The following is a 19,743-nucleotide window of genomic DNA, read 5'->3' as shown; positions in this document are numbered from 1 at the left end:
TAAGCAAATTCTCCTAATTTTTAGCTGATTTTTAATTTTTTGTAAACTACATAGCTGAGTAGTTACCTTTTTTCCTATATAAAATAAAAAAACTACATCTCCTACCTTATATTTTTAAGATAAAAGATGTAGCTTAAATTATATCTACTTATATTCTTGAGCTACTTCAACAAAATTTTTTATAGCTGTATTTTTATATTTATTTTTATGATAAACTAACTTAAATGAACGAGGCCATTGAAAATCTTCAATATTTATTATGTGAAGTTTACCATTTTTCAATTCATTTTCAATTAATCTAGCTGATATTACAGAGAGTCCATGATTATTAATTACTCCTTGAATTATTGCAGCAGGGTTACTACATTCCCAAGTAACATCAATAGTTACTCCCTTTGAGTGCATAAAATTAATAAAAAGTTCTCTTGTTCCACTTCCCTCTTCTCTTAAAAGAAAGGCTTCATTTTCTAAATCTTGTAAACTTATATTTTCTTTCTTTAAAATAGGATGCTCACTACCACAAACTAAAACAAGTCTATCTTCTATAATAGGTTTGCTTATCAGTGTAAAACTTTTAATCATTCCCTCAACTAACCCAATATCCAATTCATTTGTTAAAAGTTTTTCTTCAATAACTTTAGTATTATTGGCATAGACTTTAACCTTTATATTTGGGTATTTTTCTTTAAATACTTTTAGAATATCACTGATAATACAACTTCCAACTGTTATAGTTACCCCTATATTTAAGGTATATTCATAATTAGGATTTTTAATAGTAGTTTCTAAAGTGTGAAAAGCTTCTAGTACATGTTTAGCCTGTTCTAAAAAGATCTTTCCTTTTTCTGTTATAGAAAGAGTTTTAGGATATCTTTCAAATAACTTAATATTGTAATGTGATTCTAGTTCTCCAATAGCTTGACTTACTGTTGGTTGAGAAACAAATAAGTTAGTTGCAGCTTGGCTCATTTTTCCACATTTTGCTACTTCTACAAAAATTTGTAAGTGTCTTAAAGTCATTTTATCCTCCTAAAACTCTATAAAAAGTTTCCAATTAATGTTTTTATTCCTATTAAAATTAAAATTGCTCCTCCTAAATATTGAGCCTTACTCTCTAAAAGAGTTCCAAATTTATGCCCCATAATAACTCCACATCCTGCAATAATAAAGGTAACTATTCCTATTACTGAACCTTGAAAATAGATATTAGTTACTTCTGTTAATGAAAAAGTGAATCCTACAGCAAGAGCATCAATACTAGTAGCAATTCCCATAAATAAAAGATTTTTTAGTTTATTCTCTCTATCTGTTTTACAGCTACACTCTTCGTTCTCTTCACTTTTAGCTTCTTTAATCATATTTATTCCTAGGTAAACTAAAATTATAAATGCAATTATATTCCCATATTGAGAAATTTTTTCACTGAATATACTTCCAATAAAAAATCCGATTATTGGCATCAATGCTTGAAAACCTCCAAATATAATGGCAGGTTGAAGAATATCATTTAAGCTAATATTTTTTTTGCAAAGTCCATGACAAAGAGAGATAGCAAAAGCATCCATAGATAAACCAATTCCTATAAGTATCACTTGTAAAATATTCAATTTTTCCTCCTGAATTACACAATTTCTTTTTATAGAATAACACATATTATAGAAAATTAAAAGCTCTTTAAAATTTATAATTACAATATTTACATATAAAAAATTAGCCTATTCTTAGAAAGAAAGTTATAATTAAATAAAAGGATTTTAAGGGGGAAAAAAGATGAATATTAGAGTTTTTAGTTCTAGTTATTTAGGTGTTGAACCTTACTTAATAGAAGTAGAAATAGATATTAGCAATGGACTTCCTATTTTTTCAATAGTAGGATTAGGAGATACTGCTATTTCTGAAAGTAAAGATAGAATAAAAACAGCTCTGAAAAATTGTGATTATAAAGTTGAACCAAAAAGAATGATAGTTAATCTATCCCCAGCAGGGATAAAAAAAGAGGGGGCTCAATTTGATTTGCCAATAGCTGTGGGAATAATGTTGGCTATGGGATATATTAGAGATAAAAACGACATTTTAGATAACTATATTTTTCTTGGAGAGCTATCCCTTGATGGAAAAGTAAGAGGAATAAAGGGAATAATAAATAGTATGATTTTAGCCAAAGAAAAAAATTATACAGGAGTTGTACTTCCTCTAGAAAATTTAGAAGAGGCTAGTTTAATTGAGGGAATAGATATTATTCCTGTATCTCATTTAAAAGAGGTAGCAGATTTTATAAGTAATAACACTAAACCTATTTTTGAAAAACCTCAAAGAAAATTGAATATAGAGTATAAAGTTGATTTTAGTGAGGTAAAAGGTCAAACCCTAGCTAAAAGAGGAATGGAGATTGCAGCAGCAGGTGGACATAATATTCTTTTAATAGGGAGTCCAGGTTCAGGAAAATCAATGTTAGCAAAGAGAATGATAACAATTTTACCACCTATGACAGAAAATGAGATAATTCAAAGTACTAAAATTTATAGTGTTGCTGGAGAGTTAAATAGTGAAAATCCTATTATTAACAAACGTCCTTTTAGAGCCCCTCATCATACAAGTTCACCAACAGCTATTATAGGTGGTGGAAAAAAGATAAGCCCCGGAGAGATAACTTTAGCATCAAATGGAATTTTACTTTTAGATGAGTTAGCAGAGTTTCCAAGAAGTGTATTAGAAAGTTTACGTCAACCTTTAGAAGATGGAAAAATATCTATAACAAGAGCACATTATAAGGTGAATTTTCCAAGCAAATTTTTATTAGTAGGAACGAGTAATCCTTGTCCATGTGGGTTCTATTTTGAAGGGGGTAAATGCAGTTGTTCTCAACATGAAGTTACTAAATATATGAAAAAGCTTTCAGGTCCTATTATGGATAGAATAGATATTCATATTGAGATGAGAAGATTGTCAGAAGATGAGCTTATGAATAGTTCAGTTGCAGAAAGTTCAGAAGAGATTAGAAAGAGGGTTATAAGGGTTAGAGAGATTCAAAGAGAAAGGTTTGGAAATGATGAAGTTTTAAATAGCAATATGTCCTCTTCAGATATAAAAAAATATTGTAAGATTTTGCCAGAGGATAGAGAGTATTTTAAAAGTGCTATTCAGATGTTAGGAATTTCAGCTAGAGGTTATGATAAAATTTTAAAAACTGCTAGAACAATAGCTGATTTAGATGATAGTATTGAGATAAAACGTTTTCATTTGATGGAAGCTCTTTCTTTTAGAAGGAAATAAGATAATTTAAAATAGAAAAAAGCTATTACAAAGTAACATTTTAGTTAATTTGCAATAGCTTTTATTTTTATCTCATAACATTCATATAATAAGCTATATTAGCGTTTTTATCTTTTCTTCCTTTAATTTTAGAAGTAGGACAACTCATTATAGCTGTTACTCCTGGTCCATGTCCAGCTTTTATACAGTCGCTGTGAACTACAACTCCAATAGTAACAGACCCTTTTAAGTAATCTCTACCAAAGCAGTTATTGCAATCTTGAAGAAGAACTATATCTCCAAATCTTAAATCATTGATACCATATTTTTCATTAGCTTCTTTATCCCCAGTCATAATATCATAATCCCCAGAGAAAGCTGTTGAACTTCCCACACCAGAACCCATTAAATATGGTGGTATCTCAGTAGCTACTGGAACTTCTAAACATCCATCTTCAGTAACTCTAATATCCATTTTTTCTAAAAGCTCTGGATCTATATTCATACAAACAATATCATCAAATCCTTCTATTTTTAATCCTTGTCCAAAAGCTTTAACTAAAATTTTGTCATCTATATTTAATTTTTCTAAAGTTTCATCATCAAAATATATTAATGTATGTTCAATACCACCATGTCCACCAGTTACAAAACCAGTAGCTCCTTTAGCATCTCCAGACATAATTTTAGCTTCATTTCCTATGCAACCAAGTACCATAAGAGCATTATTTTCATTAGTATTTTCATTTCTAACACTTACACCAGGCTCAACATGATCCCCAACCCATTTCATGCAAGAATCTCCAACTTTTACATTGTATGAAATTCCTCCAGTAGCAGGAAGTATCATAGGTACTCCATCTCTAGAAATTCTATAAGGTGAAGCTATAATTGGACTGTGAACCTTTCCTCCAACTGATTGTTTAACTAAAAATTCTTTATTTGTTTTTATCATCTTAATCCTCCTAAAATATTTTTAGTGATTCTCTAATATATTTTAATATATATTTTTTTTAATGTAAAGAAAAATAGGATAATTTGACATCTCTTCAAATTATCCTATTTCCTAAAACTATATATTAAAACATCTTGGGGAAAGATTTTATAGTTTTAATATAACAATACAATGTGACAATTATGTTACAAAAAGGTTGAAATATTTGACAAAATAATTTATATAATTACTTTTAAAGTTTAAAGATAGTTTTAGAAAAAAAACAAAAAAATTTTTTTTAGTAAAATCCTTTTTCCGTTGTAAAAAATCATATTTTTTGCTATAATAAAATAATATTTCAAAGTTGTTCAAAAACTATTCATATAAATTAAAAATTTCAGGAGGAAGAAAATGAAGTGTGTTATTACTGTATTTGGTAAGGATAAAGTAGGTATCATAGCTAAAACATGTGCTTATTTATCAGAGGTAAATATAAATATCCTTGATATTTCTCAAACTATTGTAGATGGATATTTTAATATGATGATGATTGTTGATATTTCTAAAATATCAAAACCTATGGAAGTAGCTGCTGAAGAGCTAAAAGGAATAGGAAAAGAGCTAGGTGTTATTGTTTCAATGCAACATGAAGATATCTTTAATTGTATGCACCGTATCTAATTATTAAATAAAGGGTTTATAGGAGGAAAATTAATATGATTTCCAGAGTGGAGATTCAAGAAACAAATAGAATGATTGCTGAAGAGAATCTTGATGTACGTACTATAACTATGGGTATTAGTCTGATAGATTGTGCTGATCCAGATATAAATAAATTTAACGAAAATATATATAAAAAAATAACAACTTATGCTAAAGACTTAGTAAAAGTTGGAGATGAAATTGCAAAACATTTTGGAATACCAGTTGTAAACAAAAGAATATCTGTAACTCCTATTGCAATAGCTGCAGCAGGATGTAAAACAGATTCTTATGTAAGTATTGCTAAAACTTTAGATAAAGCTGCTGAAGCTTGTGGAGTTAACTTTATAGGTGGATTCTCTGCTCTTGTACAAAAAGGGTGTACTCCTTCTGATAGAATTCTTCTTGATTCTATCCCAGAAGCACTTGCAGTAACTGAAAGAGTATGTTCATCTGTTAATATAGGAACTTCAAGAAATGGATTAAATATGAATGCAGTTAAAAAAATGGGAGAAATTATAAAAGAAACTGCTGAACTTACAAAAGATAGAGATAGTATTGGTTGTGCTAAATTTGTAGTTTTCTGTAATGCAGTTGAGGATAACCCATTTATGGCTGGAGCATTCCATGGTGTTGGAGAAGCTGACTGTGTAATTAACGTTGGAGTTAGTGGACCTGGAGTTGTTAAAAAAGCTCTTACAGAAGCTAGAGATGCTGATTTTGAAACTCTTTGTGAAGTAGTTAAGAAAACTGCATTTAAAATAACAAGAGTTGGACAATTAGTAGCTCAAGAAGCTTCAAAAAGATTAAATGTTCCTTTTGGAATTATAGATTTATCATTAGCACCTACTCCTGCTGTTGGAGATAGTATTGCAGAGATATTCCAAGAAATGGGATTAGAACAAGCTGGAGCACCAGGAACAACTGCTGCACTTGCTATTCTTAACGATAATGTTAAAAAAGGTGGAGTTATGGCATCTTCATATGTTGGAGGACTAAGTGGAGCTTTCATCCCTGTAAGTGAAGATCATGCCATGATTGAAGCTGCAGAATTAGGAGCACTTACATTAGAAAAACTTGAAGCTATGACTTGTGTATGTTCAGTTGGACTTGATATGATTGCTATCCCTGGAAATACATCAGCAGCAACTATTTCAGGAATTATAGCTGACGAAGCAGCAATTGGAATGGTAAACAATAAAACAACTGCTGCTAGACTTATCCCAGTAGTTGGAAAAGATGTAGGAGATCAAGTTGAATTTGGTGGACTTTTAGGATATGCTCCAATAATGGCTGTTAATAAATTTAGTTGTGAAAAATTTGTTAATAGAGGTGGAAGAGTTCCTGCTCCTATCCATAGCTTTAAAAACTAATTTTAAAAGATTTATAAATGCTGAAAAGAGAGTTTTCTCTTTTTGGCATTTTTTATTTATTAAACTATAATTTATCTAGCTAAGCTAGGTTCTCTAATATATCGTTAGTTTTACAGCAAAGTTCCTTTGCATTAGCGATTATTAGTCAAGTTTAGTTATCTCTATTTCTTTTAAATATCAGCTAAATTCCATGTCAAAGAATAAAGAGAGAGTAATACTCATCTGACTAAAATTCCGAAACTCGACTTCGTCTCAAACACGTCGGAATTTTTAGCGTCAGATTTCGTGACTCTCTCTAATATTCTTCTCCAAATTACATTTAGCTGATATTAGGAGTATTAAAAAATATAAGTTTTGTTAATAGAAATTTAAGGATCACAGAAACTTCGTTTCTGCGTCTCAAAAGTAGTAGTCGTTTACACTCCTCTACTTTTGGAAATTATAGTTTAACAAATATAAAAAATAGAGCCATATAGATTGATTCTCCAATCTATTACAGCTCTATAAAATTACTATTTAATTTTTATTAATTACTCTTCTACTTTTTTATATAGTTCTATATATTTCTTAGCAGAAGTATCCCAGTTGTTATCTCTTGCTTTAGCATTTTTAACAACTTTTTCCCATTGAGGTTTATCTTTATAAACAGAGATTGCATATTCTAAAGTTTTTAATAGTTCCTCTCCACTTACATTTTTAAATCCAAATCCATCTCCCTCTCCTGTAAACTCATTATATGGAGTTACAGTATCTTTTAAACCTCCAGTTTCTCTAACAATAGGAACACAACTATATCTCATTGCTATCATTTGAGATAATCCACAAGGTTCAAAAATTGAAGGCATTAGGAACATATCTGCTCCACTATAAATATCTATTGAAAGTGGTTGGTTAAATCCTATATATGAGCAAACCTTTCCTGGATATTGTCTCTCTTTCCATTTAAAGAAATCTTCATATTTAGGTTCACCATTTCCTAAAAGAATAAATTGAATTCCTAAGTCCATCATCTTATCAAAGACTTCAGCAATCATATCTATTCCCTTTTGTCTATCTAATCTAGTGATTATTGCAACTAATGGAACATCTGGCTCTTTTTTCAATCCTAATTTTTCTTGTAATTCAGCTTTTAATCTTTTCTTACCTTTTCTAGGAACTTTATATACATTACCATCTATTCCATTTACAATTCCTTTTAATTTATAGTCAAATTTTCTAAATAGACCATCTAATCCCTCTCCTAATTCTGGAGTTTTAATCTCTTCTGCATATGAGTCACTAACTGTAGTAACAAAATCAGAATAAACTACTCCTCCTTTTAAGAAAGAGATCATATCATAATATTTAATTCCATCTTCTTGGAAATATTTGTTTCTATCTATTTCTAATGTGTTCTCAATTACATTATTAAAGAAGAATCCTTGGAATCTAAGATTATGAATAGTAAAGATAGTTTTTATATCATTTAATCCACGTTCTTTTAAGTAGATTGGCACAAGTCCTGTATGCCAGTCATTACAATGAATGATATCTGGTTCAAATCCAGTTATATAGAAAGTTTCAACTACAGCTTTAGCAAAGAATGTGAATCTTTCACAATCATCTCCCTCACCATAGACTTTATCTCTCTTAAAATATCTTTCATTGTCAACAAAATAGTAAGTTACTCCTTCTAATTCATAACTATCTATTCCTACATACTCATTGTGGTGAGCTACCCAAATTTGTTTATCTCCTAGATGTTTCATCTCATTTCTATATTTTTCAGGTATATTCCCATATTTAGGCATGATAACTCTAACATCTATTTTCTCTTTTTTCAGTGCTTTTGGTAGAGAATAAGCTACGTCTCCTAGTCCCCCTGTTTTTACAAAAGGCCATGCTTCTCCAGTTGCAAAAAGTATCTTCATTTACTACCCTCCTTTTGCTTTAAAACCTACTCTTTTCCCTTTAAATAGTCTAATAAATCTTTATAGTGTTCAACATCCCATTTAACACTTTTTTCTATAACTAATGGATAGTTTTTAGAAGCAATAAGTTTTTCATTACATTTGATAACATTATTTTTATCAACTATAATATTTTTTAATACTGCTCCTGCTTTTACAACACTATCTTGAAGAATTATACTATCTTCAACTATTGCTCCTTCTTCTACAACTGCTCCTCTAGCAAGGATAGAGTTTTTAACTTCTCCTCCTAATATACATCCATTAGCAATAATAGAATTTACAACTTGAGCTGATTTTTTAAACATTGAAGGTGGAGTATCTTTTGTTTTAGTAAAGATATTTCTATCATCTTTCTTAAATACATCATCTCTAACTTCTTTATTTAATAGATCCATATTGAAGTCAAAGTACTCTTTAGTTGAGTTGATACATGCTAAGTATCCTTTAAATTCATATCCATTAATAGAAACTCTTCCAACATTTCTAGAGATTAGATCTCTTACTGTATAGTAAGCTCCATTTTGAATTCCATCACAAATTAATTTAATTAGTAATTCTTTTTTCAATACAAAGATTTCTAGAGAGATATTTTCATCTTTTTTGAAGAATAAGTTTTGTCCTATTCCAGTAATTTCTCCATTTTCTCCTAATTTAACACTATCACAGTTGTCAAATCTTGAGTTAGCATTATCTACTGTTTTATAAACTAAAGTTACATCTTTTCCGCTTTCTTCATGTTTTTTTACTACATCTGCAATATCTATATTACAAATCATATGAGAACTCATTACAACAACATTTTGTTGTTTACTACGGAAGAAGTATTCCATATTTTTCTTTACTCTTTTTATATTTGTAGAGTAAGTTGAGTCTGCCATTTGTTTAAAGATGAATATTCCATCTTTTTTTCTATCTAAATCCCATTCAGTTCCTCTTCCTATATGGTCAGTTAATGAGTTAAGATCTTCATTTCCACCAAATATTCCAACATTTCTAATTCCTGCATTTACAAGATTTGATAATGAAAAATCTATTATTCTATAAGTTCCTCCAACTGGAAGAGAAGCAAGTGGTCTCATTTTTGTAAGTGATCTGATATTATCTAAAGATTCGGCTAAAAATATTATAGCCATATAGTTATTTAGCATAATAATTTCCTCCCTCGCAAGCCTATTTTATAGCTTCACTTTTTACTGTTTTTCCTTGTCCTATTATTGCAATATGTTCATCGTCACCAATTACTGTGTTTTTCTTAACAGTTACATCATTAGCAATGATAGCTTTGTTGATAATAACGTTTTCTTCAATTATAGTGTTTTGCATTACTACTGAATTGATAACTTTACTATTTTTTCCAATTTTTACTCCAGGGAATATTACAGAGTTTCTAACTTCTCCTTCTATTTCACACCCTTTATCTACAAGTGAACTTAAAACTATTGCATCGTCACTTACATATAATGGTGGATATACACCTTGACGAGTGTTTATTTTCCAGTTCTTATCAAAAATATTTAATTCATTATCTGGTTTTAATAGATCCATATGAGCATCCCAGAAACTTTCTATAGTTCCAACATCTTTCCAGTATCCTTTAAATGGATATGCCATAAGTTTTTTATGATCATTTAAAAGATTAGGAATTATGTTTTTACCAAAGTCATTACTTGAGTTTGGATCTTTTTCATCTTCAATTAAATATTGTTTTAATAAATCCCATTTAAAAATATAGATTCCCATTGATGCAAGAGTGCTCTTTGGTTCTTTTGGTTTTTCTTCAAATTCATAGATTGAATAATCTGGATTTGTATTCATGATTCCAAAGCTTGGAGCATCTTTTAAAGGTACGTTAAATACACCAATAGTTGCATCAGCATCGTTTTCTTTATGGAATTTTAACATTTTGTCATAATCCATTTTATAGATATGGTCTCCAGAAAGAATAAGAACATTTTCTGGTTCATATTTGTCTATAAATCTTATATTTTGATAGATAGCATTTGCTGTACCTTTATACCATCCACCTTCATCATTTTTCTTAGTATGTGGTTGAAGTACTGTAACTCCTCCATCCATTCTATCTAAGTCCCAAGGTGATCCTATTCCAATGTGATCATTTAATACATGTGGTTCATATTGAGTAAGTACTCCTACTGTGTCAATTCCAGAGTTTGAACAGTTACTTAATGCAAAGTCGATTATTCTATATTTTCCCCCGAAAGCAACTGCTGGTTTAGCTATTTTTTCAGTAAGATCTAATAAACGGCTTCCTTGTCCTCCAGCCAATATCATAGCTATTATTGATTTTTTCTTCATAATATCCTCCTAATATTTTTTAATACTATTTGGCTAATACTTTAGCTATTTTTTCTTTTTTAATCTTTCTCCTTGTTTACTTTTCTACTTGTTTTTCTTTTTAAGCCCCCTTCTTTTTCAGGTTTCAAAAAAACAACTGTGTTAGCAGGAATATCTATTTCAATGTGTTGCTCTCTATAATTCCAACTTTCTAAAATTGGCTTATATTTTTTCTTCTTTAGAATCCCTTTCCCACCATATTTTTTATCATCGCTGTTGATAATTACATTATATACTTTATTTTCTGGAATTCCAACTCTATATTTAATTTTATTTGTTCCAGAAAAGTTAAAAACAATTATTATATGTTCTTTAGAATCTCTTGTTTTTCTTAAAAAGGCTATCATATTTTCTGTATAGTTTTCGTGCTCAATCCATTCAAAAGTATCTCCACCATCTTCCCATAAAGATTTTTCATCTAAATACATTTTATTTAGATCTCTAACAAATGTTTGCATATTTTTATTATCTTCATGTTGCTCTATAAGATGCCACTCAAGAGACTCATAGAATCTCCATTCCAATCCATGAGCAAATTCATTACCCATGAAATTAAGTTTTTTTCCTGGATGAGCCATTTGATAAGAGTATAATGCTCTTGTATGAGCTAATTTATCCTCTTGATATCCTGGCATTTTATCTACAATAGATTTCTTTCCATGTACAACTTCATCATGTGACAATGGTAAAACATAGTTTTCTGAAAAAGCATACATAAATGAGAATGTTAATTTTCCATGATGATCTTTTCTAAAAAGTGGATCTGTACTAAAATACTTTAAAGTATCATTCATCCATCCCATATTCCACTTGCTATCAAATCCTAATCCCCCATCTATTGGATGTTTAGTTACAAGTGGCCAAGCAGTTGAATCTTCTGCTACTACCAATACATTTGGAAAGTCATCATGAATAATTGAGTTCATCTCTTTAAAGAAATCCACTGCTCCTAGATTTTCTTGTCCACCATATTGATTTGTTATCTTTTCTCCATTTTTTCCATATGAAAGATATAGCATATTTGCCACTGCATCCATACGTACTCCATCTATATGAAACTCTTTAAACCAATAAGTTAAGTTTGAAATAAGGAAACTTTTTACCTCATTTCTAGTTACATCAAAGTTACATGTTCCCCACTCTTGATTTTCTCCAAGTCTTTCATCTTGGTATTCATAACATGGAGTTCCATCAAATTTATACAATCCATGAGCATCTTTACAGAAGTGTCCAGGTACCCAGTCAAGAATTACCCCTATATTATTTTTATGCATTAAATTTACAAAGAACATAAAATCTTCTGGAGTTCCATAACGACTTGTTACAGAATAATATCCTGTTGCTTGATATCCCCATGAAGCATCTAGTGGATACTCGTTTAATGGCATAATTTCAACATGAGTATAGTTCATCTCTTTTAAATACTCACATAACATCATTGCTGAATCTCTATAATTTAACCATTCTCCATGAATTCCTCTTTTCCATGAACCTAAATGAACTTCATAGATATTTATTGGCTTATTTAAACCTGTTGTTCTTTTATTTAGCCATCTTTTATCTGCCCATCTGAATTTTGGAACATCATATACAATTGAAGCTGTATTTGGTCTAACTTCTGAATAGAAAGCATATGGGTCTGCTTTCATTACAACATTCCCATTGCTATCTTCTACTCTATATTTATATTTTTCCATTTTCTTTAATTTAGGTATCTCTAGTTCCCATATTCCTTCAGCATTGATTTTGTTCATCATATGGTTACTTCCATCCCAATTATTAAAGTCACCAACTACTGCTACTGATTTAGCATGGGGAGCCCATACTCTAAAAATCACTGATTTTTTTGTACAATGAGCCCCCATATAGTTATATGCTTCCCTATGTTCTCCTCTATGAAAAAGATATATATCTAATTCTCTTTCCATTAAAATATCACCTCCTGATGATATTAGTCTTCCAATTTAGCTGGTTCTATAAACCAAATTTCATCTGCATACTCTTTTATTGTTCTATCTGATGAGAATTTACCTGCATTTGCAATGTTCATTAATTGTTTTTTAGCCCAACCTAATCTATCTCTATATTCAACATTTATTCTTTTTTGAGCATTTCTATAAGCTTCGAAATCTTCTAATACAAAGTATTGATCTGCTTGATGCCAAGGAGCATTTTCCATAAGTGATCTATGAATAGTTCCATAAATTCCTGTTCCTAGATCATTAAATGTTCCATCTATTAGAGAATCTACTATTTTCTTTAATCCTTCTACTGAATTATAAGGTACATGAGGATCATATCCTTTAGCTCTCATCTCTTCAATTTCATTTACTTTTAATCCAAAGATGAAGTTATTTTCTTCTCCAGCTTCTTCTACTATTTCAACGTTTGCACCATCAAGTGTTCCTATTGTAAGAGCTCCATTTAGCATAAATTTCATATTTCCTGTTCCTGAAGCTTCTTTTCCTGCTGTTGAAATTTGTTCTGATATATCTGCTGCTGGGAATAATTTTTGTGCTACTGATACTCTATAGTTTTCAACAAATACTATTCTTAATTTTCCATTTGTTTCTGGGTCTTTATTAATAACTTGAGCGACTTCATTTATTAATCTGATAATTCCTTTAGCAACTAAGTATCCTGGTGCTGCTTTAGCTCCATAAATATATGTTACTGGTTGGAAAGACATTGAAGGATTTAATTTTAATTTATTATATAATCCTATTACATGGAAGATATTTAAAAGTTGTCTTTTGTACTCATGTAATCTCTTAATTTGAATATCAAATATAGAGTTTGGATTTACTTCTATTCCTTGAACTTCTCTTAAATATTTTACAAGTTCTATTTTTTTAGCATGTTTAATAGATAATAATTTTTTCAATACTTCTTCATCATCTACATATGCTTCTAATTTCTTTAATTGACTTAAATCAGTAATCCATTCATTTCCAATTAGTTCTGTGATAAGTGCTGATAACTCTGGGTTAGATTGAAGTAGCCATCTTCTTTGAGTTATTCCATTTGTTTTATTTAAGAATCTTTCTGGATATAATTCATACCAATCTTTTAATTCTTTATGTTTAAGAATTTCAGTATGTAGTGCTGCAACTCCATTTGTAGCATGTGTTCCGTAGATAGCAAGCCATGCCATATGAATCATATTTCCTTGAATTATTGACATTCTATCTTGTCTTGCAGGATCATTTGGGAATCTTTCAGCTAAGAATCCTCTTAATTGATTGTTAATTCCTTGAGTTATTTGATATACTCTTGGTACAACTTGTTCATATAATCCTACCCACCATTTTTCAAGTGCTTCAGCTAGAATAGTATGGTTTGTATATGAGAAAGTTTTTTCAACTATACTCCATGCTTTTTCCCATGAAAGCCCTTCTAAATCTACGAATAATCTCATTAATTCAGGTATAGCTATAACTGGGTGAGTATCATTTAATTGAATAGCTACATATTCTGGGAACTCATCAAAGTTACTTCCATGAAGTCTTTTATATTTTCTTAAAATATCTTGTAATGATGCTGATACAAAGAAATATTGTTGTTTTAATCTTAATTTTTTACCTTCATCTGTTGAATCATTTGGGTAAAGTACTCTTGAAATATCTTCTGCTCTTGTTTTATCTTGAGTTGCATGTAGATAATCTTGTTGGTTGAATTTTCCTAAATCAAGATCTACTAAAGATTTAGCTTCCCAAAGTCTTAAAGTATTTATGTTTCTTGTTCCATATCCAATAATAGGCATATCATAAGGAACAGCTCTTACACTTCCATCACCAAAACTTACAATTACTTCATCAGCAGGTCTCATAACTGACCATACATCTCCATATTTTAACCAAGTTTCTGGTTTTTCAACTTGATATCCGTCTTTAAATGATTGGTTAAAAATACCATTTCTATATCTTATTCCATATCCATGTCCTGGTAAATTTAAAGTAGCTAGTGAATCAAGGAAACATGCTGCTAGTCTTCCAAGTCCACCATTACCTAAAGCTGAATCTTCTTCTGCATCTTCTACTTTATTATAATCTATTCCTAATTCTGTTAAAACTTCTTTAACTTCATCTAAAACTCCAAGGTTAATAAGGTTATTTCCTAAAGCTCTTCCCATTAAAAACTCTGCTGAGAAATAATAAGCTTGTTTCTTTTGAGAATAAAGTTTATTAGTCTCATACCAATCTTCAGCTATATCTTCCATTATAGCTTGCCCTAAAGCTCTGTACACTTCAAATTCAGTAGCTTCAGAAATCTCTTTTCCAAAGCTTACTTTAACATACTTTTCAATTTGTTTTCTTAATTCTTCTTTTCCTACTCTCATTTTCTCTCCCTTTAATATTAGTGTTTCTATCTGTAAAACTTTCTAGTAACGTTCTTTAAATTTTCTGCAATCTCCTCTGTTAGTTCATGAGATTGCATTCTCCATTTCCAGTTTTTACCAAGAGTTGAAGGCGCATTCATTCTTCCCTCTTCTCCTATTCCTAGTAGATCTTGCATCTGTACAATTGCTATGTTAGCCTCTGAAGCCCATATTGCATTTATAAATCTCCAATTTATAGGATCCCAATAATTGCAATTTTTCTCTACTAAATATTTTTTTAAATACTCATCGCAATAGAATTTTGTTTCTGGTGATATTCCTTTATACCATCCTTCAACTGTGTTATTATCATGAGTCCCTGTATAAGCTACTGAATTTTTTTCATATTTATGTGGTAAATAATCACTGTCATCAGAATCAAAAGCAAATTCTAAAATTTTCATTCCTGGGAATTCACTTCTTTTTAAAAGTTTTCTTACCCCATCTGTAAGAAGTCCTAAATCCTCAGCTATTATCGGTTTTTTACCTATTCTTCTTTCTAGTACTCTAAAGAATTCAATACCTGGACCTTTTTCCCAATGTCCTTTTACAGCTGTTTTATCCTTAGCTGAAATACTCCAATAAGCTTCAAAACCTCTAAAGTGATCTATTCTTACTACATCATATATTTTAAAACTATACTCTATTCTTTTTACCCACCACTTATAACCACTTTCTTTTAATTTTTTCCAATCATAGAGAACATTTCCCCATAATTGTCCATCTTTACTGAAATAATCTGGTGGACATCCAGCAACTCTTTTAGGTCTTTTATACTTATCAAATTGAAATATTTCTGAATTTGACCAAGTATCTGCACTATCTGTGGCAACAAAAATTGGAATATCTCCAATTATTTTTATACCATTTGAATTAGCATACTCTTTTAACTTAAACCATTGCTTATAGAAAGTATACTGCACAAATGAAAAATAATCCATATTTTTCTTTATTTCTTCATCTATTAACATTTTCTTTACATTTCTATATTTATAATCCTTTGACCAATCTTGCCAAGATTTACCATCAAATTTAAATTTTAAAGACATATATAGCGAATAATTATCTAGCCACCAACTATTCTCAGCTTTAAATTTTTTAAAATCATCAACTATATTTTCTCTAGTTTCTTTTTTAAATTCTTCAAAAGCTTTTTTTAGAACTATTGTTTTTCTTTCATATAATTGCTCATAGTCAAGATTATCGCTATAATTTATCTCTTTCATATAATTTAAATCATCTTCATCTAAATATCCTAATTGATAAAGATCTTCTATATCTATAAAATATGGGTTTCCTGCATATGTTGAAAAAGATTGGTATGGAGAATCTCCATATCCAGTAGGTCCCATTGGAAGAACTTGCCATAATTTTTGTTCACTTTTCTTTAAAAAATCAACAAATTCATAAGCCTTTTTTCCAAAATCCCCAATTCCATATTCACTTGGTAGGGAACTTATATGCATTAAAATACCACTACTTCTTTCAAACATCTTTTCACCTGCTCTTAATATATAAAATTTTTCTTTTCATGTAAACTATTTATTGATATATTTTCCTCAAATGATTTTTCATATAATTCTGCTAACCTTGCCATATATATATCACTATGTATATGCTCAGAAATTATTTGAATATATTCTGGATTATCAGTTAAAGTTCCTGTTATCTTTTCTCTAGAGTTAGTAACAACAAAACTTTTTTTCAAATCTACTACAATCATTATTCTTTTTGAATGTTTATAATCTTCACAAGCGTCTGTTTTGTGATAGTATTCTATCCCTTTAACATTTATCTCTTTCAATTTATTAAAAGAAAAGATAATTATTCTTACTCCTTTACTTGCAGCTTCTCTCAACTGACTTTCTATTATTTCCAATGGGAAATCTATATTCATATAAATTTCTTTCTCTGCATTTTTTATTATCCCTTGCAGAGTTTTTAAAATATTATCATAACCCTCTATTCTCAAATAATAATTTTCTTTAGGAGCTTTTTTTACATTTTTTAATTGTTTTTTAGCTATCTCTAAATTTTCATAAAATCCTACTTCTAACTCTCTAAATAATATCTCAGGATCTTTTGCTTCATACTCTTTACTATCTCCAGGAGTCATAAATACATATCCCTTTTTATATAACGACTCCAGTGTTTGATAAACATTAGAACGAGAAATATTAAGTTCTTTAGCTAATTTATATCCATTCATCTTTCCAAGTTTTAAAAGAGTCACATAAACTGTCGCTTCTGTTTTAGTAAAACCAAACCCCATTAGTTTATCTATTACATCTTGCATATCTTGCTCCTTTTAATGAGTAGTTCTTTTTAGTACTACTATTTTATATACTCATTATACTTCAAATTCTTGATTTATTCAATCATATTTCTTATAAAAATGTTTATCTATCTAACATTTTATAAATTATTTAGATATATTTTTTTAATACTATCTATTTTTAATTTTTATTTATTATATAAAAATTAATAGTCAATTTATTTTTTTGAATTATTAATTCATAATTTTAATAAAGCTTCTTTCTGAAAAATTTCACATGACACTAATTATAAAAATATGATATAATTTTATTGTATTAATTTTAAGTGTGCAAAAAATATAATATATAAATACTATGATTAGGAGCGATATTATGAATATTTTTTTTAGGATTGTCTTTATTTTTATTCTTGTATTAATGAGTGTTTTCTTATCTATGAGTGAAATTTCTTTAGCTTCTGCTAGAAAAATGAAACTTCAAGTGATGATTGAAGAGGGAAATGAAAATGCTGCTAAAGTTTTAGAGATTCAACAGATGTCTGGAAACTTTTTCACAGTAGTTCAAATTGGAATAAATGCTATTGCAATAATGGGTGGTATACTTGGAGATAATATAGCAACTCCTTGGGTTAAAAATTTTGTTATTACTTGGTTGCCTTTCCTTTCAGCAAAAGCAGAAATGATTGGAAGTTTTGTTTCTTTCTTTATTATTACTGGATTATTCATTGAGTTTGCTGATCTTATTCCAAAAAGATTATCAATGGTTTCACCTGAAAAAATTGCTGTAAACATTATAAAACCTATGCTATTTTTAATCTGTATCTTCAAACCACTAATTCTTATTTTCAATGGAATTGCCTCATTTATATTTAAAATTTTTAAAGTGCCTCAAACTAGAAATGATATTATAACATATGATGATATTTTTGCTGTTGTTGATGCTGGAGCTGAAGCAGGAGTCGTTCAAAAAAAGGAACACTCTTTAATTGAAAATATTTTTGAATTAGATACTAGATGGGTTTCTTCAATTATGACTACAAGAGATGAAATTATATATCTTACTGTTGAAGAGGGAGAGGAAAGTATAAAAGATAAGATAGCAAACTATCCTCATTCTAAATTCTTAGTTTGTCAAAACGAAATTGATTCTTTAATTGGATATGTTGATTCTAAAGATATTTTGCCTAGAATTTTAAAAGGTGAAATTAGTGGTTTACACGATATTCAAGAGATCACAAATACCTCTCTGTTGATTATTCCTAATACACTTACTCTTTCAGAAGCTTTAGATAGATTTAATGAAGCTAGAGATGATTTTGCTATTATTTTAAATGAATATGGACATGTAGTAGGATTGGTTACTCTTAATGACGTTGTAAATACTTTAATGGGAGATATCGTATATCAAGATCAAGATGAGCAACAAATTATTTGTAGAGGAGAAGGATCATGGTTAATTGATGGTGTCACTCCTATTGAAGATGTTAAAAAAGTTTTAGAAATAGAAAAATTTCCTGAAGAGGATACTTATGAAACTATTGCTGGATTTATGATGTACATGTTAAAAAGTATCCCTAAAAAAGCTGCTAAAGTTGAGTTTGAAAATTATACTTTTGAAGTTGTAGATGTTGACAATTTTAAAGTTGATCAACTTCTTGTAAATAGAGTAAATATTCCTGAACTTCCCAAAGAAATTTAAGTTTAAAGGTATTTTTCTTTCAACTATTGACTTTCTCTTACTTATAAAGTAATAAATATACCAAATGAAGCTTCAATCTAAAAATTTGAAATAGGGGGGAGAAAAATTGAAAGAAACTGACTTCATACTTTTATATAAAATAAATAGAAAGTCAAGAAGTATTTATGAAGCCAAGAAAAAAATCAATTTATTTTGGGAAACTTTAGCTGAAACTTTACAAGAGGATGATCAAGTAAACTTTAGATATGTTGGAAAATTTCTTGTAAAAAGAAATAAACCACGAAGATACTCATCACCTTATTCACAACAAATAGGTTATACAAATGGTACATGTATTGTAAAATTTAAAGTTGGAGATTCTTTAAAGAAATGTTTAAATGGGGTGAAAAATAATGAATAAGAAAGATTTTATCTTAAGATACATGGAAAAAAGTGGTGGGTTACTTGAATTTAAAGAGGCTCAAGAAGATATTAATATTCTCTTTATTACATTAAAAAATGTTTTAATGGCACAAGGAAAAGTTTCTTTTTTTGGAAAAGGAACTTTTGAATTAATTGAAAAGAAAGAAAAAAATATTGGAAATCCTAGAGATAATGGAATTATTAAATTACCTCCAGAAAAAACCATTAAATTTAGAGCTTCTCCTAATTTAAATAAGTTATTTAACAAGGAGAAATAATTATCTAATTTAGAATAGTTACAACCAAAATTAAGACTCAGATTAAAAATAAATTTGAGTCTTTTTTTGTTAAAAAAGAGGGTGTGAACTTATTTCTGTAAATTAGTACTTTCTATGATAAAATTTATTTATTTAAAAGTTTA

16 protein-coding genes are annotated in these 19,743 nt (G+C 29.2%); 6 read left to right on the top strand and 10 right to left on the bottom strand.

Going from position 1 to position 19,743, the window contains the following annotated elements; genetic code table 11:
• Positions 1-144 precede the first annotated feature (144 nt).
• On the bottom strand, positions 145-1,020 hold the full coding sequence (locus tag I6E31_10445; protein MCF2640385.1) for a LysR family transcriptional regulator: 876 nt from the start codon (positions 1,018-1,020) through the stop codon (positions 145-147).
• Between the two features lie 17 nt (positions 1,021-1,037).
• Positions 1,038-1,607, bottom strand: coding sequence for a manganese efflux pump (locus tag I6E31_10440; GenBank protein MCF2640384.1), 570 nt, complete (start codon positions 1,605-1,607; stop codon positions 1,038-1,040).
• 163 nt (positions 1,608-1,770) lie between these two features.
• Here I6E31_10440 and I6E31_10435 point away from each other — a divergent pair, with 163 nt between their 5' ends.
• The gene (locus I6E31_10435; GenBank protein ID MCF2640383.1) at positions 1,771-3,273 is read left to right on the top strand and encodes a YifB family Mg chelatase-like AAA ATPase; all 1,503 of its coding nucleotides are present in this window, start codon (positions 1,771-1,773) and stop codon (positions 3,271-3,273) included.
• Between the two features lie 67 nt (positions 3,274-3,340).
• Here the strand turns inward: I6E31_10435 and I6E31_10430 are convergent, their stop codons facing one another.
• Positions 3,341-4,207, bottom strand: a complete 867-nt coding sequence (locus I6E31_10430; protein MCF2640382.1) for a DUF4438 domain-containing protein — start codon at positions 4,205-4,207, stop codon at positions 3,341-3,343.
• A gap of 390 nt (positions 4,208-4,597) precedes the next feature.
• Here I6E31_10430 and I6E31_10425 point away from each other — a divergent pair, with 390 nt between their 5' ends.
• Entirely contained in the window at positions 4,598-4,867 is a 270-nt protein-coding gene (locus I6E31_10425) for an ACT domain-containing protein (GenBank protein ID MCF2640381.1), read from the top strand.
• A 35-nt stretch (positions 4,868-4,902) separates the two neighbouring features.
• Positions 4,903-6,261: a PFL family protein gene (locus I6E31_10420; protein ID MCF2640380.1), complete on the top strand. Its 1,359-nt coding sequence runs from the start codon at positions 4,903-4,905 to the stop codon at positions 6,259-6,261.
• 530 nt (positions 6,262-6,791) lie between these two features.
• On the opposite strand, the gene I6E31_10415 is transcribed toward I6E31_10420, so the two are convergent.
• From I6E31_10415 to I6E31_10385, 7 genes are read right to left on the bottom strand one after another with little or no spacing between them, the layout of a single operon-like run.
• Entirely contained in the window at positions 6,792-8,171 is a 1,380-nt protein-coding gene (locus tag I6E31_10415; protein ID MCF2640379.1) for a glycogen synthase, read from the bottom strand.
• A 26-nt stretch (positions 8,172-8,197) separates the two neighbouring features.
• On the bottom strand, positions 8,198-9,361 hold the full coding sequence (glgD, locus tag I6E31_10410) for a glucose-1-phosphate adenylyltransferase subunit GlgD (protein MCF2640378.1): 1,164 nt from the start codon (positions 9,359-9,361) through the stop codon (positions 8,198-8,200).
• Positions 9,362-9,383: 22 nt separating this feature from the next.
• On the bottom strand, positions 9,384-10,529 hold the full coding sequence (locus I6E31_10405) for a glucose-1-phosphate adenylyltransferase (GenBank protein ID MCF2640377.1): 1,146 nt from the start codon (positions 10,527-10,529) through the stop codon (positions 9,384-9,386).
• Positions 10,530-10,588: 59 nt separating this feature from the next.
• Positions 10,589-12,496 (bottom strand): 1,4-alpha-glucan branching protein GlgB, encoded by a 1,908-nt coding sequence (gene glgB / locus I6E31_10400; protein MCF2640376.1) that lies wholly within the window; start codon positions 12,494-12,496, stop codon positions 10,589-10,591.
• Between the two features lie 23 nt (positions 12,497-12,519).
• Positions 12,520-14,907, bottom strand: a complete 2,388-nt coding sequence (locus I6E31_10395; protein MCF2640375.1) for a glycogen/starch/alpha-glucan phosphorylase — start codon at positions 14,905-14,907, stop codon at positions 12,520-12,522.
• 26 nt (positions 14,908-14,933) lie between these two features.
• Positions 14,934-16,439, bottom strand: coding sequence for a 4-alpha-glucanotransferase (malQ, locus tag I6E31_10390; GenBank protein MCF2640374.1), 1,506 nt, complete (start codon positions 16,437-16,439; stop codon positions 14,934-14,936).
• 14 nt (positions 16,440-16,453) lie between these two features.
• Positions 16,454-17,242, bottom strand: coding sequence for a TrmB family transcriptional regulator (locus I6E31_10385; GenBank protein MCF2640373.1), 789 nt, complete (start codon positions 17,240-17,242; stop codon positions 16,454-16,456).
• Positions 17,243-17,594: 352 nt separating this feature from the next.
• Here I6E31_10385 and I6E31_10380 point away from each other — a divergent pair, with 352 nt between their 5' ends.
• From I6E31_10380 to I6E31_10370, 3 genes are all read left to right on the top strand, one after another.
• Positions 17,595-18,920 (top strand): HlyC/CorC family transporter, encoded by a 1,326-nt coding sequence (locus I6E31_10380; GenBank protein ID MCF2640372.1) that lies wholly within the window; start codon positions 17,595-17,597, stop codon positions 18,918-18,920.
• 106 nt (positions 18,921-19,026) lie between these two features.
• Positions 19,027-19,320, top strand: a complete 294-nt coding sequence (locus tag I6E31_10375) for an HU family DNA-binding protein (protein MCF2640371.1) — start codon at positions 19,027-19,029, stop codon at positions 19,318-19,320.
• Positions 19,313-19,600, top strand: a complete 288-nt coding sequence (locus tag I6E31_10370; GenBank protein MCF2640370.1) for an HU family DNA-binding protein — start codon at positions 19,313-19,315, stop codon at positions 19,598-19,600. Before I6E31_10375 ends, I6E31_10370 begins: the two co-directional genes overlap by 8 nt.
• Positions 19,601-19,743: the final 143 nt, after the last annotated feature.

The organism is Fusobacterium varium, assembly GCA_021531615.1.
In the GTDB taxonomy this organism is placed as follows: domain Bacteria; phylum Fusobacteriota; class Fusobacteriia; order Fusobacteriales; family Fusobacteriaceae; genus Fusobacterium_A; species Fusobacterium_A varium_C.
This window is presented reverse-complemented; position numbering and strand designations above follow the sequence as displayed.

Coding starts and splice junctions, on each gene's coding strand:
- I6E31_10445 (MCF2640385.1), bottom strand. CDS start 1,020: ATGACTTTAAGACACTTACAAATTTTTGTAGAAGTAGCAAAATGTGGA.
- I6E31_10435 (MCF2640383.1), top strand. CDS start 1,771: ATGAATATTAGAGTTTTTAGTTCTAGTTATTTAGGTGTTGAACCTTAC.
- I6E31_10430 (MCF2640382.1), bottom strand. CDS start 4,207: ATGATAAAAACAAATAAAGAATTTTTAGTTAAACAATCAGTTGGAGGA.
- I6E31_10425 (MCF2640381.1), top strand. CDS start 4,598: ATGAAGTGTGTTATTACTGTATTTGGTAAGGATAAAGTAGGTATCATA.
- I6E31_10420 (MCF2640380.1), top strand. CDS start 4,903: ATGATTTCCAGAGTGGAGATTCAAGAAACAAATAGAATGATTGCTGAA.
- I6E31_10415 (MCF2640379.1), bottom strand. CDS start 8,171: ATGAAGATACTTTTTGCAACTGGAGAAGCATGGCCTTTTGTAAAAACA.
- glgD (MCF2640378.1), bottom strand. CDS start 9,361: ATGCTAAATAACTATATGGCTATAATATTTTTAGCCGAATCTTTAGAT.
- I6E31_10405 (MCF2640377.1), bottom strand. CDS start 10,529: ATGAAGAAAAAATCAATAATAGCTATGATATTGGCTGGAGGACAAGGA.
- glgB (MCF2640376.1), bottom strand. CDS start 12,496: ATGGAAAGAGAATTAGATATATATCTTTTTCATAGAGGAGAACATAGG.
- I6E31_10395 (MCF2640375.1), bottom strand. CDS start 14,907: ATGAGAGTAGGAAAAGAAGAATTAAGAAAACAAATTGAAAAGTATGTT.
- malQ (MCF2640374.1), bottom strand. CDS start 16,439: ATGTTTGAAAGAAGTAGTGGTATTTTAATGCATATAAGTTCCCTACCA.
- I6E31_10385 (MCF2640373.1), bottom strand. CDS start 17,242: ATGCAAGATGTAATAGATAAACTAATGGGGTTTGGTTTTACTAAAACA.
- I6E31_10380 (MCF2640372.1), top strand. CDS start 17,595: ATGAATATTTTTTTTAGGATTGTCTTTATTTTTATTCTTGTATTAATG.
- I6E31_10370 (MCF2640370.1), top strand. CDS start 19,313: ATGAATAAGAAAGATTTTATCTTAAGATACATGGAAAAAAGTGGTGGG.